General features: G+C 62.8%; 27 protein-coding genes. 10 read left to right on the top strand and 17 right to left on the bottom strand.

Annotated elements, in window-relative coordinates; genetic code table 11:
- The 4 genes from ABZE94_RS10355 to ABZE94_RS10370 form a co-directional block, all read left to right on the top strand.
- The coding region (locus tag ABZE94_RS10355; RefSeq protein ID WP_372875442.1) for a VOC family protein at positions 1–510 on the top strand (510 nt) is incomplete at its 5' end.
- Positions 511–611: 101 nt separating this feature from the next.
- Positions 612–2,312: a thiamine pyrophosphate-binding protein gene (locus ABZE94_RS10360; RefSeq protein WP_372875443.1), complete on the top strand. Its 1,701-nt coding sequence runs from the start codon at positions 612–614 to the stop codon at positions 2,310–2,312.
- Between the two features lie 335 nt (positions 2,313–2,647).
- Positions 2,648–3,847, top strand: coding sequence for a CaiB/BaiF CoA transferase family protein (locus tag ABZE94_RS10365; RefSeq protein ID WP_372875444.1), 1,200 nt, complete (start codon positions 2,648–2,650; stop codon positions 3,845–3,847).
- Positions 3,848–3,867: 20 nt separating this feature from the next.
- Positions 3,868–4,131, top strand: coding sequence for a hypothetical protein (locus ABZE94_RS10370; protein ID WP_372875445.1), 264 nt, complete (start codon positions 3,868–3,870; stop codon positions 4,129–4,131).
- On the opposite strand, the gene ABZE94_RS10375 is transcribed toward ABZE94_RS10370, so the two are convergent.
- From ABZE94_RS10375 to ffh, 10 genes are all read right to left on the bottom strand, one after another.
- Positions 4,088–4,447 carry a hypothetical protein gene (locus ABZE94_RS10375; protein WP_372875446.1) on the bottom strand — a complete coding sequence of 120 codons (360 nt, stop codon included), beginning with the start codon at positions 4,445–4,447 and terminating at the stop codon, positions 4,088–4,090. The genes ABZE94_RS10370 and ABZE94_RS10375 overlap by 44 nt on opposite strands.
- 383 nt (positions 4,448–4,830) lie before the next feature.
- Positions 4,831–6,240: a threonine synthase gene (thrC, locus tag ABZE94_RS10380; RefSeq protein WP_372875447.1), complete on the bottom strand. Its 1,410-nt coding sequence runs from the start codon at positions 6,238–6,240 to the stop codon at positions 4,831–4,833.
- 98 nt (positions 6,241–6,338) lie between these two features.
- Positions 6,339–7,643 carry a homoserine dehydrogenase gene (locus ABZE94_RS10385; RefSeq protein WP_372875448.1) on the bottom strand — a complete coding sequence of 435 codons (1,305 nt, stop codon included), beginning with the start codon at positions 7,641–7,643 and terminating at the stop codon, positions 6,339–6,341.
- Between the two features lie 177 nt (positions 7,644–7,820).
- Positions 7,821–8,546, bottom strand: a complete 726-nt coding sequence (locus ABZE94_RS10390; RefSeq protein WP_372875449.1) for a thioredoxin fold domain-containing protein — start codon at positions 8,544–8,546, stop codon at positions 7,821–7,823.
- Between the two features lie 92 nt (positions 8,547–8,638).
- Positions 8,639–9,535, bottom strand: a complete 897-nt coding sequence (gene xerD, locus ABZE94_RS10395; protein WP_372875450.1) for a site-specific tyrosine recombinase XerD — start codon at positions 9,533–9,535, stop codon at positions 8,639–8,641.
- Between the two features lie 187 nt (positions 9,536–9,722).
- Positions 9,723–10,073, bottom strand: coding sequence for a 50S ribosomal protein L19 (gene rplS, locus ABZE94_RS10400; protein WP_318949355.1), 351 nt, complete (start codon positions 10,071–10,073; stop codon positions 9,723–9,725).
- A gap of 42 nt (positions 10,074–10,115) precedes the next feature.
- Entirely contained in the window at positions 10,116–10,868 is a 753-nt protein-coding gene (gene trmD / locus ABZE94_RS10405; protein ID WP_372875451.1) for a tRNA (guanosine(37)-N1)-methyltransferase TrmD, read from the bottom strand.
- A 5-nt stretch (positions 10,869–10,873) separates the two neighbouring features.
- Positions 10,874–11,410, bottom strand: a complete 537-nt coding sequence (gene rimM, locus ABZE94_RS10410) for a ribosome maturation factor RimM (protein WP_372875452.1) — start codon at positions 11,408–11,410, stop codon at positions 10,874–10,876.
- Positions 11,411–11,418: 8 nt separating this feature from the next.
- On the bottom strand, positions 11,419–11,670 hold the full coding sequence (gene rpsP / locus ABZE94_RS10415; RefSeq protein WP_079202959.1) for a 30S ribosomal protein S16: 252 nt from the start codon (positions 11,668–11,670) through the stop codon (positions 11,419–11,421).
- A 221-nt stretch (positions 11,671–11,891) separates the two neighbouring features.
- Entirely contained in the window at positions 11,892–13,265 is a 1,374-nt protein-coding gene (gene ffh, locus ABZE94_RS10420) for a signal recognition particle protein (protein ID WP_372875453.1), read from the bottom strand.
- 157 nt (positions 13,266–13,422) lie between these two features.
- On the opposite strand from ffh, the gene ABZE94_RS10425 reads away from it, so the two are divergent.
- On the top strand, positions 13,423–14,223 hold the full coding sequence (locus ABZE94_RS10425; protein WP_372875454.1) for an inner membrane protein YpjD: 801 nt from the start codon (positions 13,423–13,425) through the stop codon (positions 14,221–14,223).
- 9 nt (positions 14,224–14,232) lie between these two features.
- Positions 14,233–15,519, top strand: coding sequence for an HlyC/CorC family transporter (locus ABZE94_RS10430; RefSeq protein WP_372875455.1), 1,287 nt, complete (start codon positions 14,233–14,235; stop codon positions 15,517–15,519).
- A 39-nt stretch (positions 15,520–15,558) separates the two neighbouring features.
- On the opposite strand, the gene ABZE94_RS10435 is transcribed toward ABZE94_RS10430, so the two are convergent.
- The 5 genes from ABZE94_RS10435 to ABZE94_RS10455 all read right to left on the bottom strand — a co-directional run bounded on the left by ABZE94_RS10435 (position 15,559) and on the right by ABZE94_RS10455 (position 19,098).
- Positions 15,559–16,293, bottom strand: coding sequence for an SGNH/GDSL hydrolase family protein (locus ABZE94_RS10435; RefSeq protein ID WP_372875456.1), 735 nt, complete (start codon positions 16,291–16,293; stop codon positions 15,559–15,561).
- Entirely contained in the window at positions 16,290–17,471 is a 1,182-nt protein-coding gene (gene purT, locus ABZE94_RS10440) for a formate-dependent phosphoribosylglycinamide formyltransferase (protein ID WP_372875457.1), read from the bottom strand. Before purT ends, ABZE94_RS10435 begins: the two co-directional genes overlap by 4 nt.
- A gap of 269 nt (positions 17,472–17,740) precedes the next feature.
- On the bottom strand, positions 17,741–17,929 hold the full coding sequence (locus ABZE94_RS10445; protein WP_372875458.1) for a DUF1289 domain-containing protein: 189 nt from the start codon (positions 17,927–17,929) through the stop codon (positions 17,741–17,743).
- Positions 17,929–18,453: a gamma carbonic anhydrase family protein gene (locus ABZE94_RS10450; RefSeq protein ID WP_372875459.1), complete on the bottom strand. Its 525-nt coding sequence runs from the start codon at positions 18,451–18,453 to the stop codon at positions 17,929–17,931. The genes ABZE94_RS10445 and ABZE94_RS10450 overlap by 1 nt, the downstream gene beginning before the upstream one ends.
- Before the next feature lie 42 nt (positions 18,454–18,495).
- Positions 18,496–19,098 (bottom strand): CoA pyrophosphatase, encoded by a 603-nt coding sequence (locus ABZE94_RS10455; RefSeq protein WP_372875460.1) that lies wholly within the window; start codon positions 19,096–19,098, stop codon positions 18,496–18,498.
- A 167-nt stretch (positions 19,099–19,265) separates the two neighbouring features.
- On the opposite strand from ABZE94_RS10455, the gene ABZE94_RS10460 reads away from it, so the two are divergent.
- The 4 genes from ABZE94_RS10460 to ABZE94_RS10475 all read left to right on the top strand — a co-directional run bounded on the left by ABZE94_RS10460 (position 19,266) and on the right by ABZE94_RS10475 (position 21,605).
- The gene (locus tag ABZE94_RS10460) at positions 19,266–19,823 is read left to right on the top strand and encodes an NUDIX hydrolase (RefSeq protein ID WP_372875461.1); all 558 of its coding nucleotides are present in this window, start codon (positions 19,266–19,268) and stop codon (positions 19,821–19,823) included.
- 19 nt (positions 19,824–19,842) lie between these two features.
- Positions 19,843–20,346, top strand: coding sequence for a murein L,D-transpeptidase family protein (locus tag ABZE94_RS10465; RefSeq protein ID WP_372875462.1), 504 nt, complete (start codon positions 19,843–19,845; stop codon positions 20,344–20,346).
- Positions 20,347–20,492: 146 nt separating this feature from the next.
- Positions 20,493–20,942 (top strand): MarR family winged helix-turn-helix transcriptional regulator, encoded by a 450-nt coding sequence (locus tag ABZE94_RS10470; protein ID WP_372875463.1) that lies wholly within the window; start codon positions 20,493–20,495, stop codon positions 20,940–20,942.
- Between the two features lie 234 nt (positions 20,943–21,176).
- Positions 21,177–21,605 carry an organic hydroperoxide resistance protein gene (locus ABZE94_RS10475; protein ID WP_372875464.1) on the top strand — a complete coding sequence of 143 codons (429 nt, stop codon included), beginning with the start codon at positions 21,177–21,179 and terminating at the stop codon, positions 21,603–21,605.
- Positions 21,606–21,871: 266 nt separating this feature from the next.
- Here ABZE94_RS10475 and ABZE94_RS10480 read toward each other — a convergent pair whose 3' ends face one another.
- Both ABZE94_RS10480 and ABZE94_RS10485 read right to left on the bottom strand, forming a co-directional pair.
- A complete protein-coding gene (locus ABZE94_RS10480) occupies positions 21,872–22,189 on the bottom strand; it encodes an NGG1p interacting factor NIF3 (protein WP_372875465.1) in 318 nt (105 codons plus the stop codon).
- A gap of 183 nt (positions 22,190–22,372) precedes the next feature.
- On the bottom strand, positions 22,373–22,561 hold a 189-nt coding region (locus tag ABZE94_RS10485; RefSeq protein ID WP_372875466.1), incomplete at its 5' end, for a CDGSH iron-sulfur domain-containing protein.

Raw genomic sequence — 22,561 nt, forward strand, 5'->3', positions numbered from 1 at the left:
CAACGTGGCGCAGCCCTGACAGCCAAAGGCCGGGCGCTGTACGACCAGCTGCTGAGCGCCACCCGGGCAGAGCTGAAAGAGTTCCCCAGTGAACACAACGCCGCGCGCTACGGCGAACTGCTCGAAAGGCACTTCGCCGAGTTCCCGGACAGCCATGAGCAGATGCGCCAGCAGAACCTCGCCTACTTCCGCTACTTCGTCACCGAGAGAGGCCTTGCGGAAAGCAGCGATGAGGCCCGGCCACGGACTCTGGACGAGCTGATCGCTGCAGGCCAGGTGCACTTCGAACCGCTGGTTTACGAAGACTTCCTGCCGGTGAGTGCGGCGGGCATCTTCCAATCCAATCTCGGCGACAACGCCCAAGCAGCTTACCCAATCACCTCAAACCAGGCTGACTTCCATTCGGCCCTGGGGGCTTCGGTGCTGAACGAGCTCGAGCTTTACGCCGACACCCAGCGACGCTCCATACTCGACTGCTGCGCAACCCTTGACCTGCCAGCGCTGGTCTGAGCGGAGACTTGTCGGGTTCGAACAAGCCCGGAAAAACACCGTACGGCGAGTCGCGCACCGACCGTGCCATTAGCCCGCTGTCTTTACTCGAGGAGTCACCCATGAACCAGCCGGTAAACAGTCGAAATGGAGGCCAGGTACTGGTCGACGCCTTGCGCATCAACGGTGTCGAGCGCGCATTCTGCGTGCCTGGTGAAAGCTATTTGGCGGTCCTCGATGCGCTGTACGATGTGCAGGATGAGATCGACCTGGTGGTGTGTCGGCAGGAGGGTGGTGCGGCCTATATGGCCGAAGCCTACGGAAAGCTGACCGGCAAGGCGGGCATTTGCTTCGTTACCCGCGGACCGGGGGCCTGCAATGCTTCGATCGGCGTACACACGGCGCTGCAGGACTCCACGCCGATGATCCTGTTCATCGGCCAGGTTGCCCGCGACCAGATGGAGCGCGAAGCGTTTCAAGAGATCGACTTCCGCACGATGTTTGCGCCACTGGCCAAGTGGGTCGTGCAGATCGATGACGCCCGGCGAATTCCGGAGCTTGTCAGCCAGGCGTTTCACCGCGCCCTGAACGGTCGCCCCGGACCCGTGGTGGTCGCACTCCCCGAAGACATGCTCACTGACCTGGTGGAGGTGGCGGATGCCGGGCCGGCACGCGTCGTCGAGGCGCATGCCGGCGTAGCGGACATGCACGCACTTCGCCAGCTGCTGCAGCGAGCCGAGCGGCCCCTGCTGATCGTCGGTGGCGGCGGCTGGAATGCTCGAGCCGTGGAGGATATTCGGCATTTCGCGGAACGCCACGGCCTGCCCGTGGCCGCGTCCTTCCGCTGTCAGGATCTGTTCGACAACAGGTTCCCCAACTACGCCGGGGAGCTGGGATTCGCCGCCGGGCCCAAGCTGGTTCAGGCCGTCAGGGATTCCGACCTGCTCATCGTGGCGGGTTCGCGCCTGGGCGAGGTCTCCAGCGGCGGCTACACCAGCCTGGAAATACCGGTTCCCAAGCAGGCGCTGGTGCACATTCACCCGGGCATCGAAGAACTGGGGCGGGTTTACCAACCGACGCTCGGCATCAACAGCAGCATGAGCGCCTTTGCGGCGCTCGCCGCCGAGCTCCCGGAGAACGATGGCAACCGCTACGCCAACTGGACCAAGACGCTCAATGGCAACTACCGGGAGAACCTCAAGTGCGAAGCCTCCCCCGGCGCAGTGCAAATGGCTGAGATCATGACCTGGCTGCAAGACAAACTGCCGGCCGATGCCATCCTCACCAATGGCGCAGGAAACTACTGTATTTGGCTGCAGCGGTTCTATCAGTACCGGCAGTTCCGTACCCAGCTAGGTCCAACCAACGGCTCGATGGGCTACGGCGTTCCGGCGGGTGTGGCGGCAAAGCTCACCTACCCCGAGCGCATGGTGGTCGCGTTCTCCGGCGACGGGTGTTTCCTGATGAACGGACAGGAGATAGCCACCGCGGCGAACTACGCGGCCAACGTCATCTTCATCGTGGTCAACAACGGGATGTACGGCACGATTCGCATGCACCAGGAGCGCAACTATCCCGGGCGGGTCAGCGGCACCGATCTGCACAATCCCGATTTCGCGGCCCTGGCGCGCACCTACGGGCTCCACGGGGAAACGGTCGAATCCACCGCAGCCTTCGGCCCGGCGTTCGAGCGTTGCGCCAGCGCCGACAAGCCGTCCCTGATCGAAATCCGCCTCGACCCCGAGGCGCTCACGCCCAGGCTGTCCCTCAGCCAGATCAGACTCGAAGCGCAGAACCGGCGGCGAGCCAGCGCCAAGCCATAGCCGCAGCCAACCTGCGGCAGCTCAGCGGAAACCTCGCGTCAGTGCCGGGAAGCGGCTCGATTGAGCGGGTCCGGCCTGAAAGGCTGTGAAAAAACCGCTTGCCTGCTGCGACGGTCGCCAAACACCCTACGCTCCAACCAACTACCTCGAGCCATCCACACTCCGTAGGGTCACTCGCCGCAGCAGTGCACCGTCGATTACCGGTGCGGCATGCAATCCGGCGGGTTGTCGCTTCGCTCCGAAGCCGCCCTACGCTCCGTCCCATCACCTCGAGCCATGACGCCACACCCCGTAATCGAATAGGCTTGACCCGCACGCAGCCACGGACCCTCTCGATGACCACAGCCAACAAACCCCTCGCCGGCCTTAAAGTGATAGAACTCGGCAGCCTGATCGCCGGGCCCTTCGCCGCGCGCATCTGCGCCGAATTCGGCGCCGAGGTGATCAAGGTCGAATCCCCGGACGGCGGCGACCCGCTGCGCAAGTGGCGCAAGCTGTACGAGGGCACATCCTTGTGGTGGTTCGTGCAGGCGCGCAACAAGCAGTCGATCACCCTCAACCTCAAGCATCCGCAAGGGCTGCAGGTGCTGAAGCAACTGCTGAGCGACGCCGATATCCTGATCGAGAACTTCCGCCCCGGGGTATTGGAAAAGCTCGGCCTGGGCTGGGAGGTACTGCACGAACTCAACCCCAAGCTGGTCATGGTGCGCCTGTCCGGCTTCGGCCAGACGGGACCGATGAAGGACCAGCCGGGCTTCGGCGCGGTGGGTGAAGCCATGGGCGGGCTGCGCTATATCACCGGCTTCGAGGACCGCCCGCCGGTGCGCACCGGAATTTCCATCGGCGACTCGATTGCCGCCCTGTGGGGGGTGATAGGCGCACTGATGGCGCTGCGCCACCGCGAGGTCAATGGCGGCCAGGGCCAGGTGGTCGACGTGGCGCTGTACGAGGCGATCTTCGCCATGATGGAAAGCATGGTGCCGGAGTTCGACGTATTTGGCTTCATCCGCGAGCGCAGCGGCAATATCATGCCCGGCATCACGCCCTCCTCGATCCATACCAGCCGCGACGGCAAGCACATCCAGATCGGCGCCAACGGCGATGCGATCTTCAGGCGCTTCATGCTGGCCATCGAGCGCCCGGACCTGGCCGAAGACCCGAGCCTGGCCAGCAACGATGGCCGCGACGCGCGCCGCGACGAGCTGTACGGGGTGATCGATCGCTGGGTCGGCTCGCTGCCGCTGGAGCAGGTGCTCGATGCATTGAGTCGGGCCGAAGTGCCGGCCAGCCGCATCTTCAGCGCCGAGGACATGTTCGGCGACCCGCAGTACCTGGCCCGCGAGATGCTGCTATCGGCCAAGCTGCCGGATGGCAAGCCGTTCAAGATGCCCGGCATAGTGCCCAAGCTGTCGGACACCCCGGGCGGCGTCGAGTGGACCGGCCCGCAACTGGGCGAACACACCGAGCAGATCCTCAGTGCGCTAGGCTATCAACAGGAGACGATTGCCGAACTGCGCCGCAACGGCGCCATCTGAACGCGGCCAGGAGCAGAGCCATGCTTGCCGATGAACCTTCACTCCCCGATGACGTGCTGCTGGCTCTGCGCCAGAGCAAGCGCAAGGAGGCCATCGAACTGCTGCAGGTACGCCATGGGATAAGCGCACAAGAAGCCGAAGAACAGGTCAACCGCTACCTGGAGGAAAATCCGCCGGTTCCGGATCGCGGCCCCGGCGTAGTGATCAAAAGCAAGCTGAATGCGCTGATCTGGCTGGGCCTTATCCTGATAATGGCACTGGTCTACCTGGTGCTGGTCGGCTGAAGCCGCAGTCAGCGACGCGCGAGCCGGCAGACAGCAGGGGCATGTCCTCGCCGCCGGCCGAGAGCCTCCCGCTGAACAGTATCAGCAGTCCCAGCAGCAGGATCAGCGTCAGCCAGAACCACAGGCCATGGCCACCCAGCGTGTTTCTGGGCCGGCGCAGCTGGGGATGCTCCAGCACATAGCACTCGACCGCCTCCTTGGCCTCCCTGAGGCTGAGCCCCTGGTTGTCGCGCAGCAGCTCGATCGCCTCGATCTTGCGCCCACGCTCGAGCGCCCGGATGACCTCGTGCGGCATTTCCTTCGGGAATTCGCTCATGACCCGCCTCGCACTCTCTTGAGCCCGACTCACTCCCCCAAAGCCTAGCTGGCTATAGCGGCGCCTGCAGGCCGGCAGCAGCCAGGCCTGCTGCCTGCTGCATGGGGTGTCGATCTCCTGTAGGAGCGGCCGGGGCGGCGTTCCGCTTTAGCCGCGAATTCTTCGACGCACAACAAAAGCTTCGCGGCTAAAGCCACTCCTACAAGAGGGATCTCCGCGCACCCAGTTTGCTGCGCGATAGTGCGGCGTCGAAGACCGAGCACCTCCTCCCATGAGGAGCCCTCGTACCTACGGTGCGCGCAACGGCTGATTGGTGCAGCGACAAAAGAAAAACCCGGGGCCGCCAGAGGCGACACCGGGTTGCAGGGCTTGCGTGCGGGGCGTTACAGCGGCTTGCCGCGGTTGCCGTGCTGGCTGACGAAGCCTTGTACCGTTTTCAGGTCGTTGGCCAGCACCGTGCAGCGTTCTTCGCGCTCGAACAGGTCGGCCAGGTGCGGCGGCAATGCCGGGGCCAGGCCGATACCGGCCTTCTCCACCGCCTCGGGGAACTTCACCGGGTGTGCGGTTCCCAGGATGACCATGGGCGTGGCCAGGCTGCGCCGGCATTCGCGCGCGGCACGCACGCCGATGGCGGTGTGCGGGTCGAGCAGCTCGCCACACTCGGCGAACACTTCGGCGATGGTTTCGCAGGTCGCCTGGTCGTCGACCGCCAGCGAGTCGAACAGCTTGCGCGCCTCGGTCCAGCGGTCTTCTTCGACGCTGAAGCCGCCACCCTGCTTGAAGTTGTCCATCAGGTTGGCGACAGCCGCGCCGTTGCGCCCGTGCAGGTCGAACAGCAGGCGCTCGAAGTTGGACGAGACCATGATGTCCATGGACGGCGACAGCGTCGGGTAGAGATCGCCCTTGTCGTAGCGATTGCCGCTCATGAAGCGATGGAGGATGTCGTTGCGGTTGGTCGCGACGATCAGCTGGCTGATCGGCAGGCCCATGTTACGCGCCAGGTAGCCGGCGAAGATGTCGCCGAAGTTGCCGGTCGGCACCGAGAACGCGATGGAACGCGCCGGGCCGCCGAGCTGCAGGGCCGCGTGGAAGTAGTAGACGATCTGGGCCATGATCCGCGCCCAGTTGATCGAGTTCACCGCCACCAGGCGCGTACCCTTGAGGAAGCCCTGATCGGCGAAACTGTCCTTGACCATCTCCTGGCAGTCGTCGAAGTTGCCTTCGATGGCGATGTTGTGGATGTTCTCGCCGAGGATGGTGGTCATCTGCCGGCGCTGCACCTCGGACACCCGGTTGTGCGGATGGAGGATGAAGATGTCGACATTGTCGCAGGCCTTGCAGCCTTCGATGGCGGCCGAACCGGTGTCACCCGAGGTGGCCCCCATGATCACCACGCGCTCGTTGCGCTTGGCCAGCACATAGTCGAGCAGACGGCCGAGCAACTGCAGGGCGAAGTCCTTGAACGCCAGGGTCGGGCCGTGGAACAGCTCGAGCACCCACTCGTTACCGTTCAGCTGACGCAACGGCGCCACCGCGCCGTGGGCGAATACCGCGTAGGTCTCTTCGAGAATCTTCTTGAAGTCGGCATCCGGAATACTGCCGGCGACGAACGGGCGCATCACCCGGAACGCCAGCTCGTGATAGGGCAGGCCGGCCCAGGAGGCAATTTCTTCCTGGGTGAAGCGTGGCAGGTTCTCCGGCACGTAAAGACCGCCATCACTGGCCAGGCCAGTCAGCAGCACGTCTTCGAAATTCAGGGCCGGTGCCTGGCCGCGAGTACTGATATAGCGCATGTGTGCAAACCTTCGGTTTGAGCCCAAAGCCCCAAGCGTCAAGCTACAAGTCGGACGGCCCTACTTGCAGCTTGCGGCTTGCGGCTTGCAACTGTTGGTTAATTAAGCTGTTCCACGCGGATCCGCATGACTTTGCCGACGACATCGTCCAGCGCCTCGAGGGCGGCCAGGGCTTCGTCGATGCGCGCCTCGACCACCCGGTGGGTGACCAGGATCATCGGCACCAGGCCGTCGTGTTCTTCGACTTCCTTCTGCATGATCGACTCGATGTTGATGCCGCGCTGCGACAGGATGCTCGCCACCTGGGCCAGCACGCCCGGATGATCCTTGGCCTGAATGCGCAGGTAGTAGGCGCTCTCGCAGGCGCTGATCGGCAGAATCGGGTGATCGGACAGCGAATCCGGCTGGAAGGCCAGGTGCGGCACACGATTGGTCGGATCGGTGGTCAAGGCGCGGACCACGTCGACCAGATCGGCGATGACCGAGGAAGCGGTCGGCTCCATGCCGGCACCCGCGCCGTAATACAGGCTCGACCCCGCTGCGTCGCCATTGACCATCACCGCGTTCATCACGCCATTGACGTTGGCGATCAGGCGATCGGCCGGGATCAATGTCGGGTGCACGCGCAACTCGATGCCGGCCTCGGTGCGCCGCGCGACGCCGAGGTGCTTGATCCGATAGCCCAGGGCCTCGGCGTAGCCCACGTCAGCGGTGGTCAGCTTGCTGATGCCTTCGGTGTAGGCCTTGTCGAACTGCAGCGGAATGCCGAAGGCGATGGAGGCGAGGATGGTCAGCTTGTGCGCCGCATCGATGCCTTCGACGTCGAAGGTCGGGTCGGCCTCGGCATACCCCAGGGCCTGGGCTTCCGCGAGCACGTCGGCGAAGGCACGGCCCTTCTCGCGCATTTCGCTGAGAATGAAGTTGCCGGTACCGTTGATGATCCCAGCCAGCCAGTTGATGCGGTTGGCGGCCAGGCCCTCGCGAATCGCCTTGATCACCGGAATGCCACCGGCCACCGCCGCCTCGAACGCCACTATCACGCCCTTCTCGCGCGCCCGGGCGAAGATTTCATTGCCATGCACGGCGATCAGCGCCTTGTTCGCGGTGACCACGTGCTTGCCATTGTCGATGGCCCTGAGCACCAACTCGCGTGCCAGGGTGTAACCGCCGATCAGTTCGATGACGATATCGATCTCGGGGTTGTCGACCAGCTCGAAGACATCGCTGGTAATGGGGGTACCGGTAATGTCGCACTGTGGGTTCTGCGAACGCAGCGCAATCTGCGCCACCTCGATGTCACGCCCAGCACGCCGCGCGATTTCCTCGGCATTGCGCTTGAGCACGTTGAAGGTACCGCCACCGACGGTACCTAGCCCACAGATGCCTACTTTGACCGGTTTCACACTGAACTCCCCATCTGCACCGCATAAAACGGCCGGAGCAAGCTCCGGCCGCAGAAAATAGAAAAGAGCCGCACCTTACGAAGCGGCTGTTTATTAGTCAATCGGCCTTAGCAGTCTGTCAGGCCTGGGACTGTCCTGCCGTGAAAACCAAAGTCCCGGCAGACTGCTAGCCCGCAATCACTTGGCTTCGAGCGCGAGCTTGGCCAGTTGCGGTGCAGGCTGGTAACCGGGTATCAGCTTGCCGTTGGCCAAGACGATCGCCGGCGTGCCACTGACCCCGATCATCTGCCCCAGGGCGTATTGCTTGGCCACCGGATTGTCGCACTGAGCGGCCGGTACTTCTTGTCGCGACTTGGCCAGATCCATCGCGGCGTTGGGATCCTCGGCGCACCAGACACTGACCAGTTCCTTATACGCCGGGCTCTGCAAACCCTGACGCGGGAAGGCCACGTAGCGCACCTCGACGCCCAGGCGATTGAGTTCCGGGACTTCGCTGTGCAGTTTCTGGCAGTAACCGCAATCGGTGTCGGTGAACACGGTAATGTGGGTCTTGGCCTGCTCCGCCGCGAAGATCACCATTTCCTTGGCCGGAATGCCGTTGATCTCCTTGGCAATCTCCTTGATCTCATGCTCTTCGGTCAGGTTGATCGCCTTGCCGTCCTTGATCTGGAACAGATAGCCCTGCAGGAGGAACTGACCATCGCCACTGGCATACAATTGCCGGCCGCCCTTGAGCTGAATCTGGTACAGACCGGGCATCTGGCTCTCGGCAATCGCTTCGATTGGCAGATCTGGCTGGATCGTCTGCAGGCTCTTGCGGATCACCTGATCGGGATCGGCGGCCAGGCTCAGGCTGCTGGCCAGGCCGAGGGCCACGGCTGCGAAAATGCGGGTCACGCGCATGGATACTCCTAACGAGCGTCGGACAAACAAAGGTTGCAACAGACTACCATAGATGCCCGCAAAGGCAGACCACAGCGGGTCGGACGGCCACCTCAGCCCCGCGGGTGATGCTGAGCATGCAACTCTTGCAGGCGCGCCCGAGCGATATGGGTGTAGATCTGTGTGGTCGACAGATCGCTGTGCCCCAACAGCATCTGCACCACCCGCAGATCGGCACCATGATTGAGCAAATGAGTCGCGAAGGCATGACGCAAGGTGTGCGGCGACAGGCTCTTGGCGATACCGGCGACTCTGGCTTGCAGCTTGATCCGATGCCAGAAGGTCTGCCGGGTCATTTGCTCGCCACGCAGGCTGGGAAACAATACGTCGCTGGGCTTGCCGCCCAGCAGTAACGGCCGCGCCTCTTTACTGTAGCGCTCGATCCACAGGATCGCCTCCTCGCCCAGCGGCACCAGGCGCTCCTTGCTGCCCTTGCCGAACACACGCAATACGCCCTGGCGCAGATTGACCTGCTCCAGGGTCAGGCCGATCAACTCGCTGACCCGCAAGCCGCAGGCATAGAGCACCTCGAGCATGGCTCGGTCGCGCAGACCGATCGGATCATCCAGTTCCGGCGCCGCCAGCAGCGCCTCGACATCCGCCTCCGAGAGGGACTTGGGCAACGACCTGCCGAGCTGCGGCAAATCGACCTGCAAAGTCGGATCGGCGCCAATCACCCCTTCACGCAACAGAAATCGATAAAAACCGCGCAACCCCGAGATCAGCCGCGCCGTCGAACGCGCCTTGTAGCCTTCATTCAAGCGCCAGGCCAGATGATCGAGAATAAGCTCGCGGCCGGCGCCGGCCAACTCCAGATCGCGCGCCTGCAGCCAGCCGTTGAACAAGGCCAGATCGCTGCGATAAGCCGAACGGGTGTGCACGGACAAGCCCTTCTCCAGCCACAGGGCGTCGAGAAAGCGGTCAATCAGCGGATGGTCAATTGCGGGCATCGACAGAGCCATTTGCGAGTGGGCAGCGCTAGTTTTCCACAGCACCATCAGTGCCCGCCAGGGATACCGCATGCAATGCGGCACAACCCTGCGCCTCGCGCCAGATCGCGCCCGACAACGCAGTGCGTTACCCGCCCCGAAACGCAAAAAGCAGCCCGAAGGCTGCTTTTTGTAAGGAAGCTGAGGCTTAGCCCAGTTTTTCCTTGATACGTGCTGCCTTACCGGACAGGTCACGCAGGTAGTACAGCTTGGCTTTGCGTACGTCACCGCGACGCTTGACGGCCAGGCTGTCGACCAGCGGGCTGTAGGTCTGGAAAGTACGCTCTACACCAACGCCGTTGGAGATCTTGCGAACAGTGAACGCACTGTTCAGACCACGGTTACGCTTGGCGATTACCACGCCTTCGAACGCCTGCAGACGCTGACGGTCGCCTTCCTTCACGCGCACCTGAACGATGATGGTGTCGCCCGGGGCGAAGGGAGGGACTACTTTGCCCATCTGCTCAGCTTCGATTTGCTGAATGATCTTGTTGGTCATGCTGCGCTCCTAAGACCAGCCGTCTGGCCGGTCATCGATACATTAACTATCGTCCCGCTGGCGGATGTATTCCTCCAGCAGCTTTTTCTCTTCTCCAGAAAGCGAGCGGCTATCCAGAAGATCGACACGGCGTTCCCAGGTCCGACCGAGGGACTGCTGCAAACGCCAGCGCCGGATGTGTTCATGGTTGCCGCCAAGCAGCACCTCAGGAACACGTTGATCCGCATACACCTCCGGACGAGTGTAATGCGGGCAGTCGAGCAGGCCATCCGTAAAGGAGTCCTCCTCGGCCGAACCAGCATGACCCAATGCACCAGGCAAAAGGCGCGTTACCGCATCGATCAGCACCATGGCCGGCAGCTCACCGCCAGACAGGACGTAATCCCCGATCGACCATTCTTCATCGACATGCGCTTCAATGAAACGCTCATCGACGCCTTCGTAGCGTCCGGCAATGAGGATCAACGCTTCCTCGTTCGCCAGTTCGCGTACGGCTGACTGCGTCAGCTGACGACCCTGCGGCGAAAGGTAGATCACCTTCGCCTTTACACCTGCGGCCTGCCTGGCATCGAGCAAGGCATCCTCAAGCGGCTTGATCTTCATCACCATGCCCGGGCCGCCACCGAAGGGCCGATCATCGACTGTGTGATGACGGTCCGTGGTGTAGCTCCGCGGGTTCCAACAGGTCAATTGCAGCAAGCCCTGTTTCACCGCACGGCTGGTGATGCCGTAATCGCTGATTGCGGTAAACATTTCCGGGAACAGCGTAATGACTTCAACGCGCAGATTTGGCATCAGGCTTAGAAGTCCGCATCCCAGTCGACCCGCATCTCGCCAACACCAAGGTCAATCGACAACACGCATTGCTCCGTATAGGGCAACAGGCGTTCACGATCATCCAGACTGTCGGTACAGGGTTTGACCACAATCACATCGTTGGCGCCAGTCTCGAACAAATGGTCGATCTTGCCGAGCAATTGCCCTGCCTGATCGATGACCTTGAGACCTTCCAACTGATACCAGTAGAACTCGCCTTCACTCAGATCAGGCAGCTGGCTGCGCGGCACACAAATTTCGAAACCGGCAAAGGTACGTGCTACCTCGCGGTCATCGAGACCCTTGAGCCTTGCTACCAGGACCTTGCCCTGCAGGCGTCCACTGGCCACTTCGACTTGCTTCACCTCGTTGTCACGCCTGAGCGTCCAGCGAGGGTAATCGAGCACGTTGGTCAAAGGATCAGTAAAGGAAAACACCTTCACCTCGCCTTTTATGCCATGCACCGAGACAATCTTGCCAAGGACCACTAAGTCCTCGACGGGAGCTGGCGTCATGCTCATAAGGTTGCTTAGGCAGCAGCCTTAGCAGCTTCCTTGAGCAGCTGAGCAACACGCTCAGACGGCTGTGCGCCCTGACCGAGCCAGTAAGTGGCGCGCTCTTGGTCGATGGACAGCTTGATTTCGGCACCCGAAGCAACCGGGTTGAAGAAACCGATACGCTCAACGAAACGACCATCGCGCGGGTTGCGGCTGTTGGTCACGGTGAGGTGGTAGAACGGGCGCTTTTTGGAGCCGCCACGGGCAAGACGGATGGTTACCATTGAACTTCTTTCCTGTAGTCGGTGCTGCAAACTAGAAAATGCATGCATAGGGCACTAGGCCCGAAAGGCCGCATATTCTAAGGATTATCGCTACTTTTGCAAAGCCTTTTTCCGAGAGACGGAAAAGGCTTTGCAAAAGGGCAGCTGCAAGCGTTAAGCCATAAGCGGCAAGCTCAAAGCCTTGGCTTGCCGCTTAAAGCTTTAGGCTTGCCGCTGGCAACCTACATCTTCGGCATCCCGCCCGGCATCATCCCGCCCATGCCGCGCATCATCTTGGCCATGCCGCCCTTGGCCGTGAATTTCTTCATCATCTTCTGCATCTGCTTGTGCTGCTTGATCAGGCGACCGATGTCCTGCACCTGGGTCCCGGAGCCCATGGCGATGCGGCGCTTGCGCGAACCACTGATGATCTCGGGATCGCGGCGCTCGCCCGGGGTCATCGAATTGATGATGGCCTCCATCTGCTTGAACTGCTTCTCGGCCGCGCCCTGGGCATTGCCCATCTGCGCCAGGTTGACGCCACCCATCTGCGGCAACTTGTCCATCAGGCCGCCAAGGCCGCCCATGTTCTTCATCTGCTGCAGCTGGTCGCGGAAGTCTTCGAGGTCGAAGCCCTTGCCCTTCTTCAGCTTCTTGGTCAGCTTGTCGGCTTTCTCGCGATCGAGGGTCTGCTCGGCCTGCTCGATCAGGCTGAGCACATCGCCCATGCCGAGGATGCGCGAGGCGATCCGCTCGGGGTGGAACGGCTCCAGCGCGTCGCTCTTCTCGCCCATGCCGATGAACTTGATCGGCTTGCCGGTGACATGGCGCACCGACAAGGCCGCCCCGCCGCGCGCATCACCATCGACCTTGGTCAGCACCACGCCGGTCAGCGGCAAGGCATCGCCGAAGGCCTTGGCGGTGTTGGCGGCATCCTGACCGGTCATGGCGTCGACCACGAACAGGGTCTCGACCGGCTTGATCGCGGCGTGCAGGGCCTGGATCTCCGCCATCATCTCGGCGTCGATGGCCAGACGACCGGCGGTATCGACGATCACCACATCGATGAACTTGAGCTTGGCTTCCTTGATCGCCGCCTCGGCGATCGCCACCGGCTTCTGGCTGATATCGGACGGAAAGAAGGTCACACCAATATCGCCAGCCAGGGTTTCCAGCTGCTTGATCGCCGCCGGGCGGTAGACGTCGGCCGACACCACCAGCACGGTCTTCTTCTTGCGCTCCTTGAGAAAGCGCGCCAGCTTGCCGACCGTGGTGGTTTTACCCGCACCCTGCAGACCCGCCATCAACACCACGGCCGGCGGCGTGACGCTCAGCACCAGGTCTTCGTTGGCCGCGCCCATCAGCTCTTCCAGCTCGGCGCGCACGACCTTCACGAAGGCCTGACCCGGCGTCAGGCTTTTCGACACTTCGGTACCGACCGCACGATCCTTGACCTTGTTGACGAAGTCCTTGACCACCGGCAACGCGACGTCGGCTTCGAGCAACGCCATGCGCACTTCGCGCAGGGTGTCCTTGATATTGTCTTCGGTCAGCCTGGCCTTGCCAGTGACATTGCGCAGCGTCTGCGAGAGGCGGTCGGTAAGATTTTCGAACATGCACGTTCCTTTCGGGCCCGATAGAGCCGAGGGTGGGCTTGCAACAGACCGGCGATTATATCGGAGACTCCCAGCCGCCGACACTGCCAGCGGTCTTTCGTGAAATGCTCGTTGTATGCCACACTCAGCGCCTTTCGGGCTCGCCTAACAAGGATTTATGCTCCCTCTGCTTCCCAGCCTCGCTGCTGCCGGCCTTTATATAGGCGCCACCTTCTACCAAGGTCTGCGCCTCAGCCAGCGCAGCATGCCCGACAAACGCCTGCTGGCGCTGCTCGGCGTGCTCGCCCTGCTCTTCCATGGCGCCAGCCTGTTCTTGCAGATGAGCCAGGCATCCGGCCTGTCGCTCGACTTCTTCAATGCCGCCAGCCTGATCGCCTATGCCGTGATCGCCCTGACCCTGCTCGCCTGCATCCGCATCCCGGTGGAGAACCTGTTGCTGCTGCTATTCCCGCTGGGCGGCCTGACGGTATTGCTGGCGCAGTTCATGCCGGCCGGCACCCTGCAGCCGATCGACGAGGCGCCGGGCATCCTCGCCCACATCCTGCTGTCGATCATGGCCTACGGCATGCTCACCATCGCCGTGTTCCAGGCGCTGCTGCTCTTGCTGCAGGATCATCAGCTCAAGCACAAGCACCCGTCTGGACTGATCAAGAACTTCCCCCCCCTGCAGACCATGGAAAGCCTGCTGTTCGGCTTTCTCTGGGCCGGCTGGATCCTGCTATCGCTGTCACTGCTGTCCGGCGCGCTCTTCATCGATGACCTGCTGGCCCAGCACTTGGTGCACAAGACCATCCTCTCCAGCTTCGCCTGGGTGGTCTTCGCCGTACTGCTCTGGGGCCGGCATCAGCTCGGCTGGCGCGGGCACAAGGCGATCCGCTGGACCCTGGCCGGTTTCTGCCTGCTGATGCTGGCGTACTTCGGCAGCAAGCTGGTTCGCGAATTCATTCTGCATATCTAGGCCATTTCCGTGGACAACGCTCACCCTGGCTTCCTGCTTGGCCTGCTGATCTTCCTGCTCGTCTGCTCGGCGTTCTTCTCGAGCTCGGAAACCGGCATCCTCAGCCTCAATCGCTACCGCCTGCGCCATCGGGCCAAAGAAGGACACCGCGGCGCCAAGCGGGTCAGCGACCTGCTCAGCCGCCCGGACCGCCTGCTCGGCACCATTCTGATCGGCAACAACTTCGTCAACATCCTCGCCTCGGCCATCGCCACCGTGCTGGCCATCCAGCTCTGGGGCGAAGCCGGGATCGCGATCGCCACCATAGGCCTGACCCTGGCGCTGCTGATTTTCGGCGAAATCACCCCGAAAACCCTGGCCGCCCTACACCCGGAAAGAGTCGCCTACCCGTTCAGCCTGCCGCTGCTGATACTGCTCAAGCTGTTCTACCCCCTGGTCATTCTGCTCGGCTGGATCAGCAACGGCCTGCTCAGGCTGCTGGGTGTCGACCCGGCCAGCAAAAGCAGCGACAGCCTGACCACAGAGGAGCTGCGCAGCGTGGTACGAGAGTCCGGCCATGAACTGCCGAAGAACCGCCAGAACATGCTGCTCGGCATCCTCGACCTGGAGAATGTCACGGTCGACGACATCATGATCCCGCGCAACGAAGTCACCGGCATCGACCTGGAAGACGACATCGAAACCATCATCAACCTGCTCGCCACCACCACCCACACGCGCCTGCCGGTGTTTCGCCAGGACATCAACCAGATCGAAGGCATCGTGCACATGCGCCAGATCGCGCGGCTGATGAGTCACAACCAGCTGACCAAGGAAGACCTGCTCGCCGCCTGCAACGAGCCCTATTTCGTGCCGGAGAACACCCCGCTGTCGACCCAGCTGATCAACTTCCAGAAACAGAAACGCCGGATCGGCATAGTCGTCGACGAATACGGCGACGTGATCGGCATCGTGACCCTGGAAGACATCCTCGAAGAAATCGTCGGCGACTTCAGCAATCAGGACACCCTGCGCAGCCCGGACATTCACCCGCAGGAAGATGGCACCCAGGTCATCGATGGCGCCGCCTACATCCGCGAAGTGAACAAGACGCTCGGCTGGCACCTGCCCTGCGACGGCCCCAAGACCCTCAACGGCCTGATCACCGAAGCCCTGGAAAGCATTCCCGACAGCGCCGTATGCCTGAAGATCGGCCCTTACCGCCTGGAAATCCTGCAGTCGTCGGAGAACCGGGTGAAAAGCGTACGAGTCTGGCAGACCAGCGCCACGGCACCGAGCGAAACAGCGACAGATTAGCAGGCGCTCCTGCGGCCAGGCATAGCCCGCGGCCTCAGACTAATCGAACCGACCAAACAGGCCACTATTCGCCAGCTCCTCGGCCCAGACCCGATAACCGAGGCTCGATGGGTGGTAGCCGTCGAGCGCCAGGTAATCCGCGGAAAACACCAGGCTCAGCGGATGATGCCCGACCCCGAGGCGCCCGGCGAGTTGGCGCAAGCGGGCATCCAGCAAGGCGGCCCGCATGCCGAGCAGCTGCCGCAACAACCAGGGCAAGGCGCCGAGATGCTGCAACGGCGGCACGGCGCTGAATGTCACCCGCACACCGCGCGCCGCCAGGACTTCGGCCATGCTGCCGAGCGAGACGCACCAGCGCCGTAGCGAAGTGAGGTGGGTGGTGTCGTTGACGCCGAAGACCAACAGCGCCAGATCGAACGGCTCGTCCAGTACCTGCGGCAACAACCGCTCACAGGCCTGCGCGGCGGTGATGCCATTCTCACCGCAGGCCCGCCAGGCCACCGGTCTGGCGTACCGAACGGCCAATGCCTCGGCCAACTGCCCCACCAGCGCCGCTCGCAGACAGCTCACGCCAACACCGACCACCGTGGACTCACCCAGCACCAGCAAGCGCAATGGCTCGCCAGCCAGGTCAGCCCCGGCCAGCCCGCGCCGCGGCCCCTCGGCGGGCGGCAGCCTGAGCGCCTGCCTGCGCGTGCGCATGGCCTGTGGCACCAGCACTGGCGACAGCGCCAGCACAGCCAGCCACCAGGCATAGGCGCGCAGAGGGTTCACAGCTCGACGCTGACCGCCTGCGCCACACGAGCAGCCTTGTCCCGCGCCGCCGGCAGCGACTCATCGCGCGCCAAGGCCACCCCCATGCGCCGCTGACCGCTGACTTCGGGCTTGCCGAACAAGCGCAGAGTGGTGTCCGGTTCGGCCAGCGCCGCGCCGAGATTGGCGAAACTGACCTGCTGCGATTCGCCCTGCACCAGCACAACCGCCGAAGCGGAGGGGCCGAGCTGACGAATAAGCGGAATCGGCAGGCCGAGAATGGCCCGCGCATGCAGGGCGAACTCGGACAAATCCTGGGAAATCAGGGTGACCAGGCCGGTGTCATGGGGCCGCGGCGAGACCTCGCAGAACCAGACCCGATCGCCCTTGACGAACAATTCGACGCCAAACAGACCGCGACCGCCCAGCGAGTCCGTGACGGCCAGGGCAATGCGTTCGGCTTCGGCCTGGGCCTTCGCGCTCATCGGCTGCGGCTGCCAGGACTCCTGGTAGTCGCCCTTGACCTGACGATGACCGACCGGCGCACAGAAGCTGGTGCCGCCGGCATGCCGCACCGTCAGCAGGGCAATTTCGTAGTCGAAATCGACAAACCCCTCGACGATGACCCGCCCCTTGCCGGCGCGGCCACCCGCCTGGGCATACTCCCAGGCCGCCTGCAGGTCATCGACAGTTTTCAGCAGCGACTGGCCTTTGCCGGAAGAGCTCATGATCGGCTTGATCAGACAGGGAAAGCCGATCTGCTGCACCGCCGCCCGGCACGCCTCGAGCGAGTCGGCGAACTGGTAAGGCGACGTCGGCAAACCCAGCTCTTCGGCCGCCAGGCGGCGAATGCCCTCGCGGTTCATGGTCAACTGGGCGGCACGCGCGCTGGGGATCACAGTAAAACCTTCGCTCTCCAGCTCGACCAGCGTCGCCGTGGCGATCGCCTCGATCTCGGGCACGATGTAATGCGGCTGCTCCAGTTCGATCACCGCACGCAACGCCGCGCCATCGAGCATATCGAGCACATGGCAGCGGTGCGCCACCTGCATCGCCGGAGCATGGGCGTAGCGATCCACGGCGATCACCTCGACGCCGAGACGCTGCAGCTCGATCACCACCTCCTTGCCCAGCTCTCCAGAGCCACAAAGCAAGACACGGATCGCACTCGGCGATAACGGGGTTCCAATACTGGGCATAAGGGTTCCTACAGACTTAATCAGGGGAGATAAAAACGCCGTGCCTCAATTATGCGCCGATACCGGCGCAGCCAGGTGTTCGCCGCGCAGGAGCGGTCGCGCAGCAAACGGGGTATTCAAGAATCAAGACCGCAGGATGGGTGGGGCCGCCTAGGCCGGGCCGCACCATCCTCCGGGCGAGTTGCGCCGGCATGTGCAAATCCCCTTCAGCGCCAACAACAGCCCCCCTACAACACGCACCCGGGACAGAGCCTGACAAACGCCGGAAATCAGAGCAGCACGCCCTGGGCTTGCGCCCGTGCATGACAGAGCAGCAGCACCTGGCGGCGCTCGGCGTTGTCCATGCGACTCCAGCGGGTGATTTCGGCAACGTTACGCTGGCAGCCGATACAGATGTCGTCATCGTCCAGCGCACAGACCTGCACGCAGGGCGAGGCAACAGGGCGTTCGTGCTCCATCAGTCGGCCTGCTCGGCCAGGTCGCGGGCATATCGCTGGGCGTTATGCACATAGTGCGCAGCGCTGGCCTCGAGCATGTTCTTCTGCGCCTCGCTCAGCTCGCGCACCACCTTGCCCGGCGAACCGACCACCAGCGAACCGTCGGGAATTTCCTTGCCTTCGCCGATCAGGGTGTTGGCGCCGATGATGCAGTACTTGCCGATTTTCGCGCCATTGAGCACCACCGCATTGATGCCGATCAGGCTGTAATCGCCGACCGTACAGCCATGCAGCATGGCGTTATGGCCGATGGTCACGCCCTTGCCGACCGTCAGCGGAGAGCCCATGTCGGTGTGCATCACAGTGCCGTCCTGCACGTTGCTCTGCTCGCCGATATGGATCAGTTCGTTGTCGCCGCGCAACACCGCGCCGAACCAGACGCTGGCACCCTGCTCCAGCTTGACCTTGCCGACCAGCGTGGCGTTCGGCGCCACCCAGCTCTCGGGGTGGACGTCGACGCTGGATTGCCCCAGGCGATATTTCATTGATTGACCCTCGTCTCGCGATTGATCTGCGCGCTCGCGCGATTAGCGCAGCGTGATGAAATGCTCGGGTGGCTGGTGCAGCTCGATGTCCGCGTCATAGACCAGGTTGACCAACTCCACCAGCATGATCGCAGTCAGGCCCCAGATCTTGTATTCGCCATAACGGTAGCTCGGCACGTACCAGCTCTGCCCGAGGTAGTCGATACGATGGGTCATCTCGCGCGGATCGTCGCGAAAGAATGCCAGGGGCACGGAGAACACCGAGGCGATTTCGTCATCGTTGGCCTGGTATTCGACGTAATCCGGCACCAGCCCGACGTAGGGCGTGACCTGAATGCCATGACGCGAAACCAGGGTACTGAGCGGCCCGACCACCTCGACCAGCCCCGGCGCCAGACCGATTTCCTCTTCGGCCTCACGCAGCGCGGTACGAATCAGATCGGCATCTTCCGGATCCCGTCGACCGCCGGGAAAAGCCACCTCGCCGCCGTGAGTGGACAGACCACTGGCGCGCAGGGTCAGCACCACTTCCGGCTGATCGTTGCGGGTGAGCGGAACCAGCACCGCCGCCTCGGGGAAGTTGTGGTCGGTCTCCAGAAGACGCGGGTTATGGCCACGCACGCGCCTGAGCAGTTCGTCCAGCATGGAGATTCTCGGTCTTTATTATTGTTTCGATGATTGCACGAAAGCCACCCTCGGCCCAAGCCCCGCAATGCTTGCGGCGATCATTCAGGCGGGCGAGGCAACGCTCGATCGCGCTTGCCGCCCAGCACCCTCGCGCGCCAAGATAGGGGCAACGAAGAGGATTCGCCATGAAGTTCTGCAGCCAGTGCGGCAGCCCGGTAACCCTGAGAATTCCCGAGGGCGACAACCGCTTGCGCCATGTGTGCGAGCACTGCCACACCATTCATTACCAGAACCCGCGCATAGTCGCTGGCTGCCTGCCGGTGTGGGGGCAGCGCGTCTTGTTGTGCCGTCGCGCCATAGAACCGCGCCGCGGTTTCTGGACCCTGCCGGCCGGCTTCATGGAGAACGGTGAGACCCTGGAGCAGGCCGCCGCACGCGAGACCCATGAGGAAGCCTGCGCCCGGGTACGCGACCTCAGCCTCTATACCCTGTTCGACCTGCCGCATATCAACCAGGTGTACCTGTTCTTCCGTGCCGAACTGGTCGACCTGAACTTTGCCGTCGGCGCCGAGAGCCTCGAGGTGAAATTGTTCGAGGAGTCCGAGATCCCCTGGTCCGAGCTGGCTTTCCCGACGGTCGGACGTACCCTAGAATGCTACTTCGCTGACCGGCAGCAGCAGGTTTACCCGGTACGCAACGAGCCGCTGGAAGCCTTGCGCGCGCACTACAATAAAGTTCATTGATCCCTGGGATACCGCTCCGATGCGCTGGTTGTTCATTCTGCTCTGCTTGTCCCTTAGCGCTAATGCGCACGCCACTGCCGCGCCCCTGCCGGACACCCCGTCGATCGACAAGGTGCTGGTGGTCAAGTCGGAACGCCGACTGCACCTGATCAGCCGCGGCGATACGCTCAAATCCTACCGGGTGTCCCTCGGCAAGCAGCCTAGCGGCGCCAAACGGCGCGAGGGCGACCTGCGCACGCCGGAAGGTTTCTATTGGATCGACTGGCGCAAGACCAGCGAGAAATACCAGCTGTCCATGCACATCTCCTACCCCAATGCCCGCGACCAGTCCCACGCCCGCGAGCAAGGCGTGTCCCCGGGCGGCATGATCATGATTCACGGCACGCCGCTGGATGAGGAATACCCGGAGTGGTTCTTCCACACCCTGGACTGGACCGAAGGCTGCATCGCCCTGAAAAACGACGACATGCGCGAGATCTGGAAGCTGGTCAAGGACGGTACCCTGATCGAGATCAGGCCCTGAAGGCCGCAAGCCCTTCTCTTGCCAGAACATGGCTTGCCGTCACTCACCTGCCCGCCCGCCTTCACGCGTCTCGCCGGCAAAGATTTGCACACGCCAATCTTGCGCGATAACTTATTGCGCTAATTACCTGATTGCGGGATCGCCCCATGACACAGCCGCAAACCTGCGCCGCGCTATTGCTGGACAACCAGCTGTGCTTCGCCCTGCATTCAACCTCCCTGCTGATGACCAAGGCGTACAAGCCGCTGCTGCAGAGCATCGGCCTGACCTACCCGCAGTACCTGGCCATGCTGGTGCTGTGGGAACGCGACGGCATCACCGTCGGCGAGATCAGTGCCCGCCTACTGACCGACCCCGGCTCGCTGACGCCACTGCTCAAGCGCCTGGAGGCCGAGGGCCTGCTCAAGCGCACCCGTAGCAGTGTCGACGAGCGCGTGGTCGAGCTGTACCTGACCGAACGAGGCCGCGCCCTGCAGCAGCAGGCCGAGCGCTTCCCCGCCTGCATAGTCGAGGCCAGCGGGCGCAGCACGGCCGAACTGATGGCGCTCAAGAAGGAAGTGCTGGCCCTGCGCGACAAGCTACAACAGTCGATCTGACCCACTCACCGGCGCACCCGCGCGCCGGTCGAGCGCCCTTCCCCTGCCCCGATCAGCCGCCGCCACCCGCCTGAAACCCACGCCCGGCCTGGCTTATTCCAAAACATACGAATATTTATAACCATTTAATCTTGAATTTACCTTGCGAACTAAACTTAAGCGCACTAAATTTCAGGCCGCGCACTTACTTAGCGCGCAAATATTTAGTCAACAAACTTAATCCGGAGACACTCCATGCAACCCATCAAGGCCCTCTACACCGCTACCGCCACCGCTACCGGAGGCCGTGACGGCCGCGCCGTTTCCTCCGACGCTATCCTCGACGTGAAACTGGCCACCCCGCGCGAACTGGGCGGCCAGGGCGGCGCAGCGACCAACCCGGAACAGCTGTTCGCAGCCGGCTACTCGGCCTGCTTCATCGGTGCGCTGAAATTCGTCGCCGGGCAGAAGAAACTCGCCCTGCCGGCAGACACCTCGATCACCGGCAAAGTCGGCATCGGCCAGATCCCGGGTGGTTTCGGCCTGGAAGTAGAACTCGACGTCAGCTTGCCGGGCCTCGAACAGGCCGCCGCCGAAGAACTGGTCGCCGCCGCCCACCAGGTCTGCCCGTACTCCAACGCCACTCGCGGCAACATCGAGGTGCGCCTGAACGTCGCGGTGTGAAACGCCCAACCAGTGGCCGATGCATTTAGTCGCCCGGCTGCCTGAGATTCTGCGCCAAGGCGTTGAGACGAGTCGTAGGCAGTCCGGGCGGCGATCCGTTCGGCGCGCAGCGACAATCCGCCAGCTTTTGCGCGGCGCAGATGAATCACGGTGCAGCCGCGGCGAGTGATGACCCTACGGAGCGTGGCTTACTCGAGGTAATCGGTCGGCGCGCAGGGCGCCACTGCAGAGGCGGTCGCAGTAGGCGAGAGTTTTTTCACAACCTCTCAGAACTGCAGGTCGGACAAACGCCAGACCTCGAAGGCCGGCGTCTCATAGGGGTGGGCCTTCTTCATCGCCTTGACCGACTCGTGCAACAGCTCGTCGGCCACCACCAGCTCAACTTTCCATTCGGCTACCTGATGCACCTGCCCCTGCTGGCCGAGGAAAGGCTCGCTACCCGCCAACGGCCGGTACTGGCCCTGGCCCAGGACCTGCCAACAGCAGCTGTCGTAGTTGCCGATGCGCCCGGCGCCTGCCGCGAGAACAGCCTGTTTGACCTGATCCAGATGGTTTTCCGGGACGTAGAAACACAGCTTGTACATCAAGTTCTCCAAAATGCATCGACCCATACGGTAACCCCGGACCTCAGGATCACCTCGCCACAGCGGTAATGGCATTTTGCCTTATTCAGCACCCGTGGCCCAGTTCACATCTGTGTATTGGAGCGCCGGAATGGCAGATCATCCATTTTCCGCTTAGAGCAATTGGCCATAAGCCCGCCGACCTTAATCACCCCTGATGAAACGCTGCCAGCGCGCCCGCAGGCCAGCGACTGGCAGGTTGTGGCTGCCGTCGCAATGGGGCAGGCGCCGCGACTGGCCGCAGCGGCAGAGGAGGAGAAATTGCTGACGCACGGGTTCGAGGCACAGCCCTTCGGCACAACCGGGAGAGCAGTCGGGAAGCGCGGGCGAGCG

The organism is Pseudomonas sp., from assembly GCF_041601375.1.
GTDB lineage: Bacteria > Pseudomonadota > Gammaproteobacteria > Pseudomonadales > Pseudomonadaceae > Aquipseudomonas.

Bases quoted from the DNA above. Each gene is read 5' to 3' on its own strand.
- ABZE94_RS10390 (WP_372875449.1), bottom strand. From the start codon at position 8,546: ATGCGCGTGACCCGCATTTTCGCAGCCGTGGCCCTCGGCCTGGCCAGC.
- ABZE94_RS10365 (WP_372875444.1), top strand. From the start codon at position 2,648: ATGACCACAGCCAACAAACCCCTCGCCGGCCTTAAAGTGATAGAACTC.
- ABZE94_RS10470 (WP_372875463.1), top strand. From the start codon at position 20,493: ATGACACAGCCGCAAACCTGCGCCGCGCTATTGCTGGACAACCAGCTG.
- rimM (WP_372875452.1), bottom strand. From the start codon at position 11,410: ATGAGCATGACGCCAGCTCCCGTCGAGGACTTAGTGGTCCTTGGCAAG.
- purT (WP_372875457.1), bottom strand. From the start codon at position 17,471: ATGCCCAGTATTGGAACCCCGTTATCGCCGAGTGCGATCCGTGTCTTG.
- rpsP (WP_079202959.1), bottom strand. From the start codon at position 11,670: ATGGTAACCATCCGTCTTGCCCGTGGCGGCTCCAAAAAGCGCCCGTTC.
- ABZE94_RS10475 (WP_372875464.1), top strand. From the start codon at position 21,177: ATGCAACCCATCAAGGCCCTCTACACCGCTACCGCCACCGCTACCGGA.
- xerD (WP_372875450.1), bottom strand. From the start codon at position 9,535: ATGCCCGCAATTGACCATCCGCTGATTGACCGCTTTCTCGACGCCCTG.
- ABZE94_RS10455 (WP_372875460.1), bottom strand. From the start codon at position 19,098: ATGCTGGACGAACTGCTCAGGCGCGTGCGTGGCCATAACCCGCGTCTT.
- rplS (WP_318949355.1), bottom strand. From the start codon at position 10,073: ATGACCAACAAGATCATTCAGCAAATCGAAGCTGAGCAGATGGGCAAA.
- ABZE94_RS10460 (WP_372875461.1), top strand. From the start codon at position 19,266: ATGAAGTTCTGCAGCCAGTGCGGCAGCCCGGTAACCCTGAGAATTCCC.
- ABZE94_RS10360 (WP_372875443.1), top strand. From the start codon at position 612: ATGAACCAGCCGGTAAACAGTCGAAATGGAGGCCAGGTACTGGTCGAC.
- trmD (WP_372875451.1), bottom strand. From the start codon at position 10,868: ATGCCAAATCTGCGCGTTGAAGTCATTACGCTGTTCCCGGAAATGTTT.
- ABZE94_RS10465 (WP_372875462.1), top strand. From the start codon at position 19,843: ATGCGCTGGTTGTTCATTCTGCTCTGCTTGTCCCTTAGCGCTAATGCG.
- ABZE94_RS10445 (WP_372875458.1), bottom strand. From the start codon at position 17,929: ATGGAGCACGAACGCCCTGTTGCCTCGCCCTGCGTGCAGGTCTGTGCG.
- ABZE94_RS10480 (WP_372875465.1), bottom strand. From the start codon at position 22,189: ATGTACAAGCTGTGTTTCTACGTCCCGGAAAACCATCTGGATCAGGTC.
- ABZE94_RS10450 (WP_372875459.1), bottom strand. From the start codon at position 18,453: ATGAAATATCGCCTGGGGCAATCCAGCGTCGACGTCCACCCCGAGAGC.
- ABZE94_RS10370 (WP_372875445.1), top strand. From the start codon at position 3,868: ATGCTTGCCGATGAACCTTCACTCCCCGATGACGTGCTGCTGGCTCTG.
- ABZE94_RS10425 (WP_372875454.1), top strand. From the start codon at position 13,423: ATGCTCCCTCTGCTTCCCAGCCTCGCTGCTGCCGGCCTTTATATAGGC.
- ABZE94_RS10375 (WP_372875446.1), bottom strand. From the start codon at position 4,447: ATGAGCGAATTCCCGAAGGAAATGCCGCACGAGGTCATCCGGGCGCTC.
- ffh (WP_372875453.1), bottom strand. From the start codon at position 13,265: ATGTTCGAAAATCTTACCGACCGCCTCTCGCAGACGCTGCGCAATGTC.
- thrC (WP_372875447.1), bottom strand. From the start codon at position 6,240: ATGCGCTATATCAGTACTCGCGGCCAGGCACCGGCCCTGAATTTCGAA.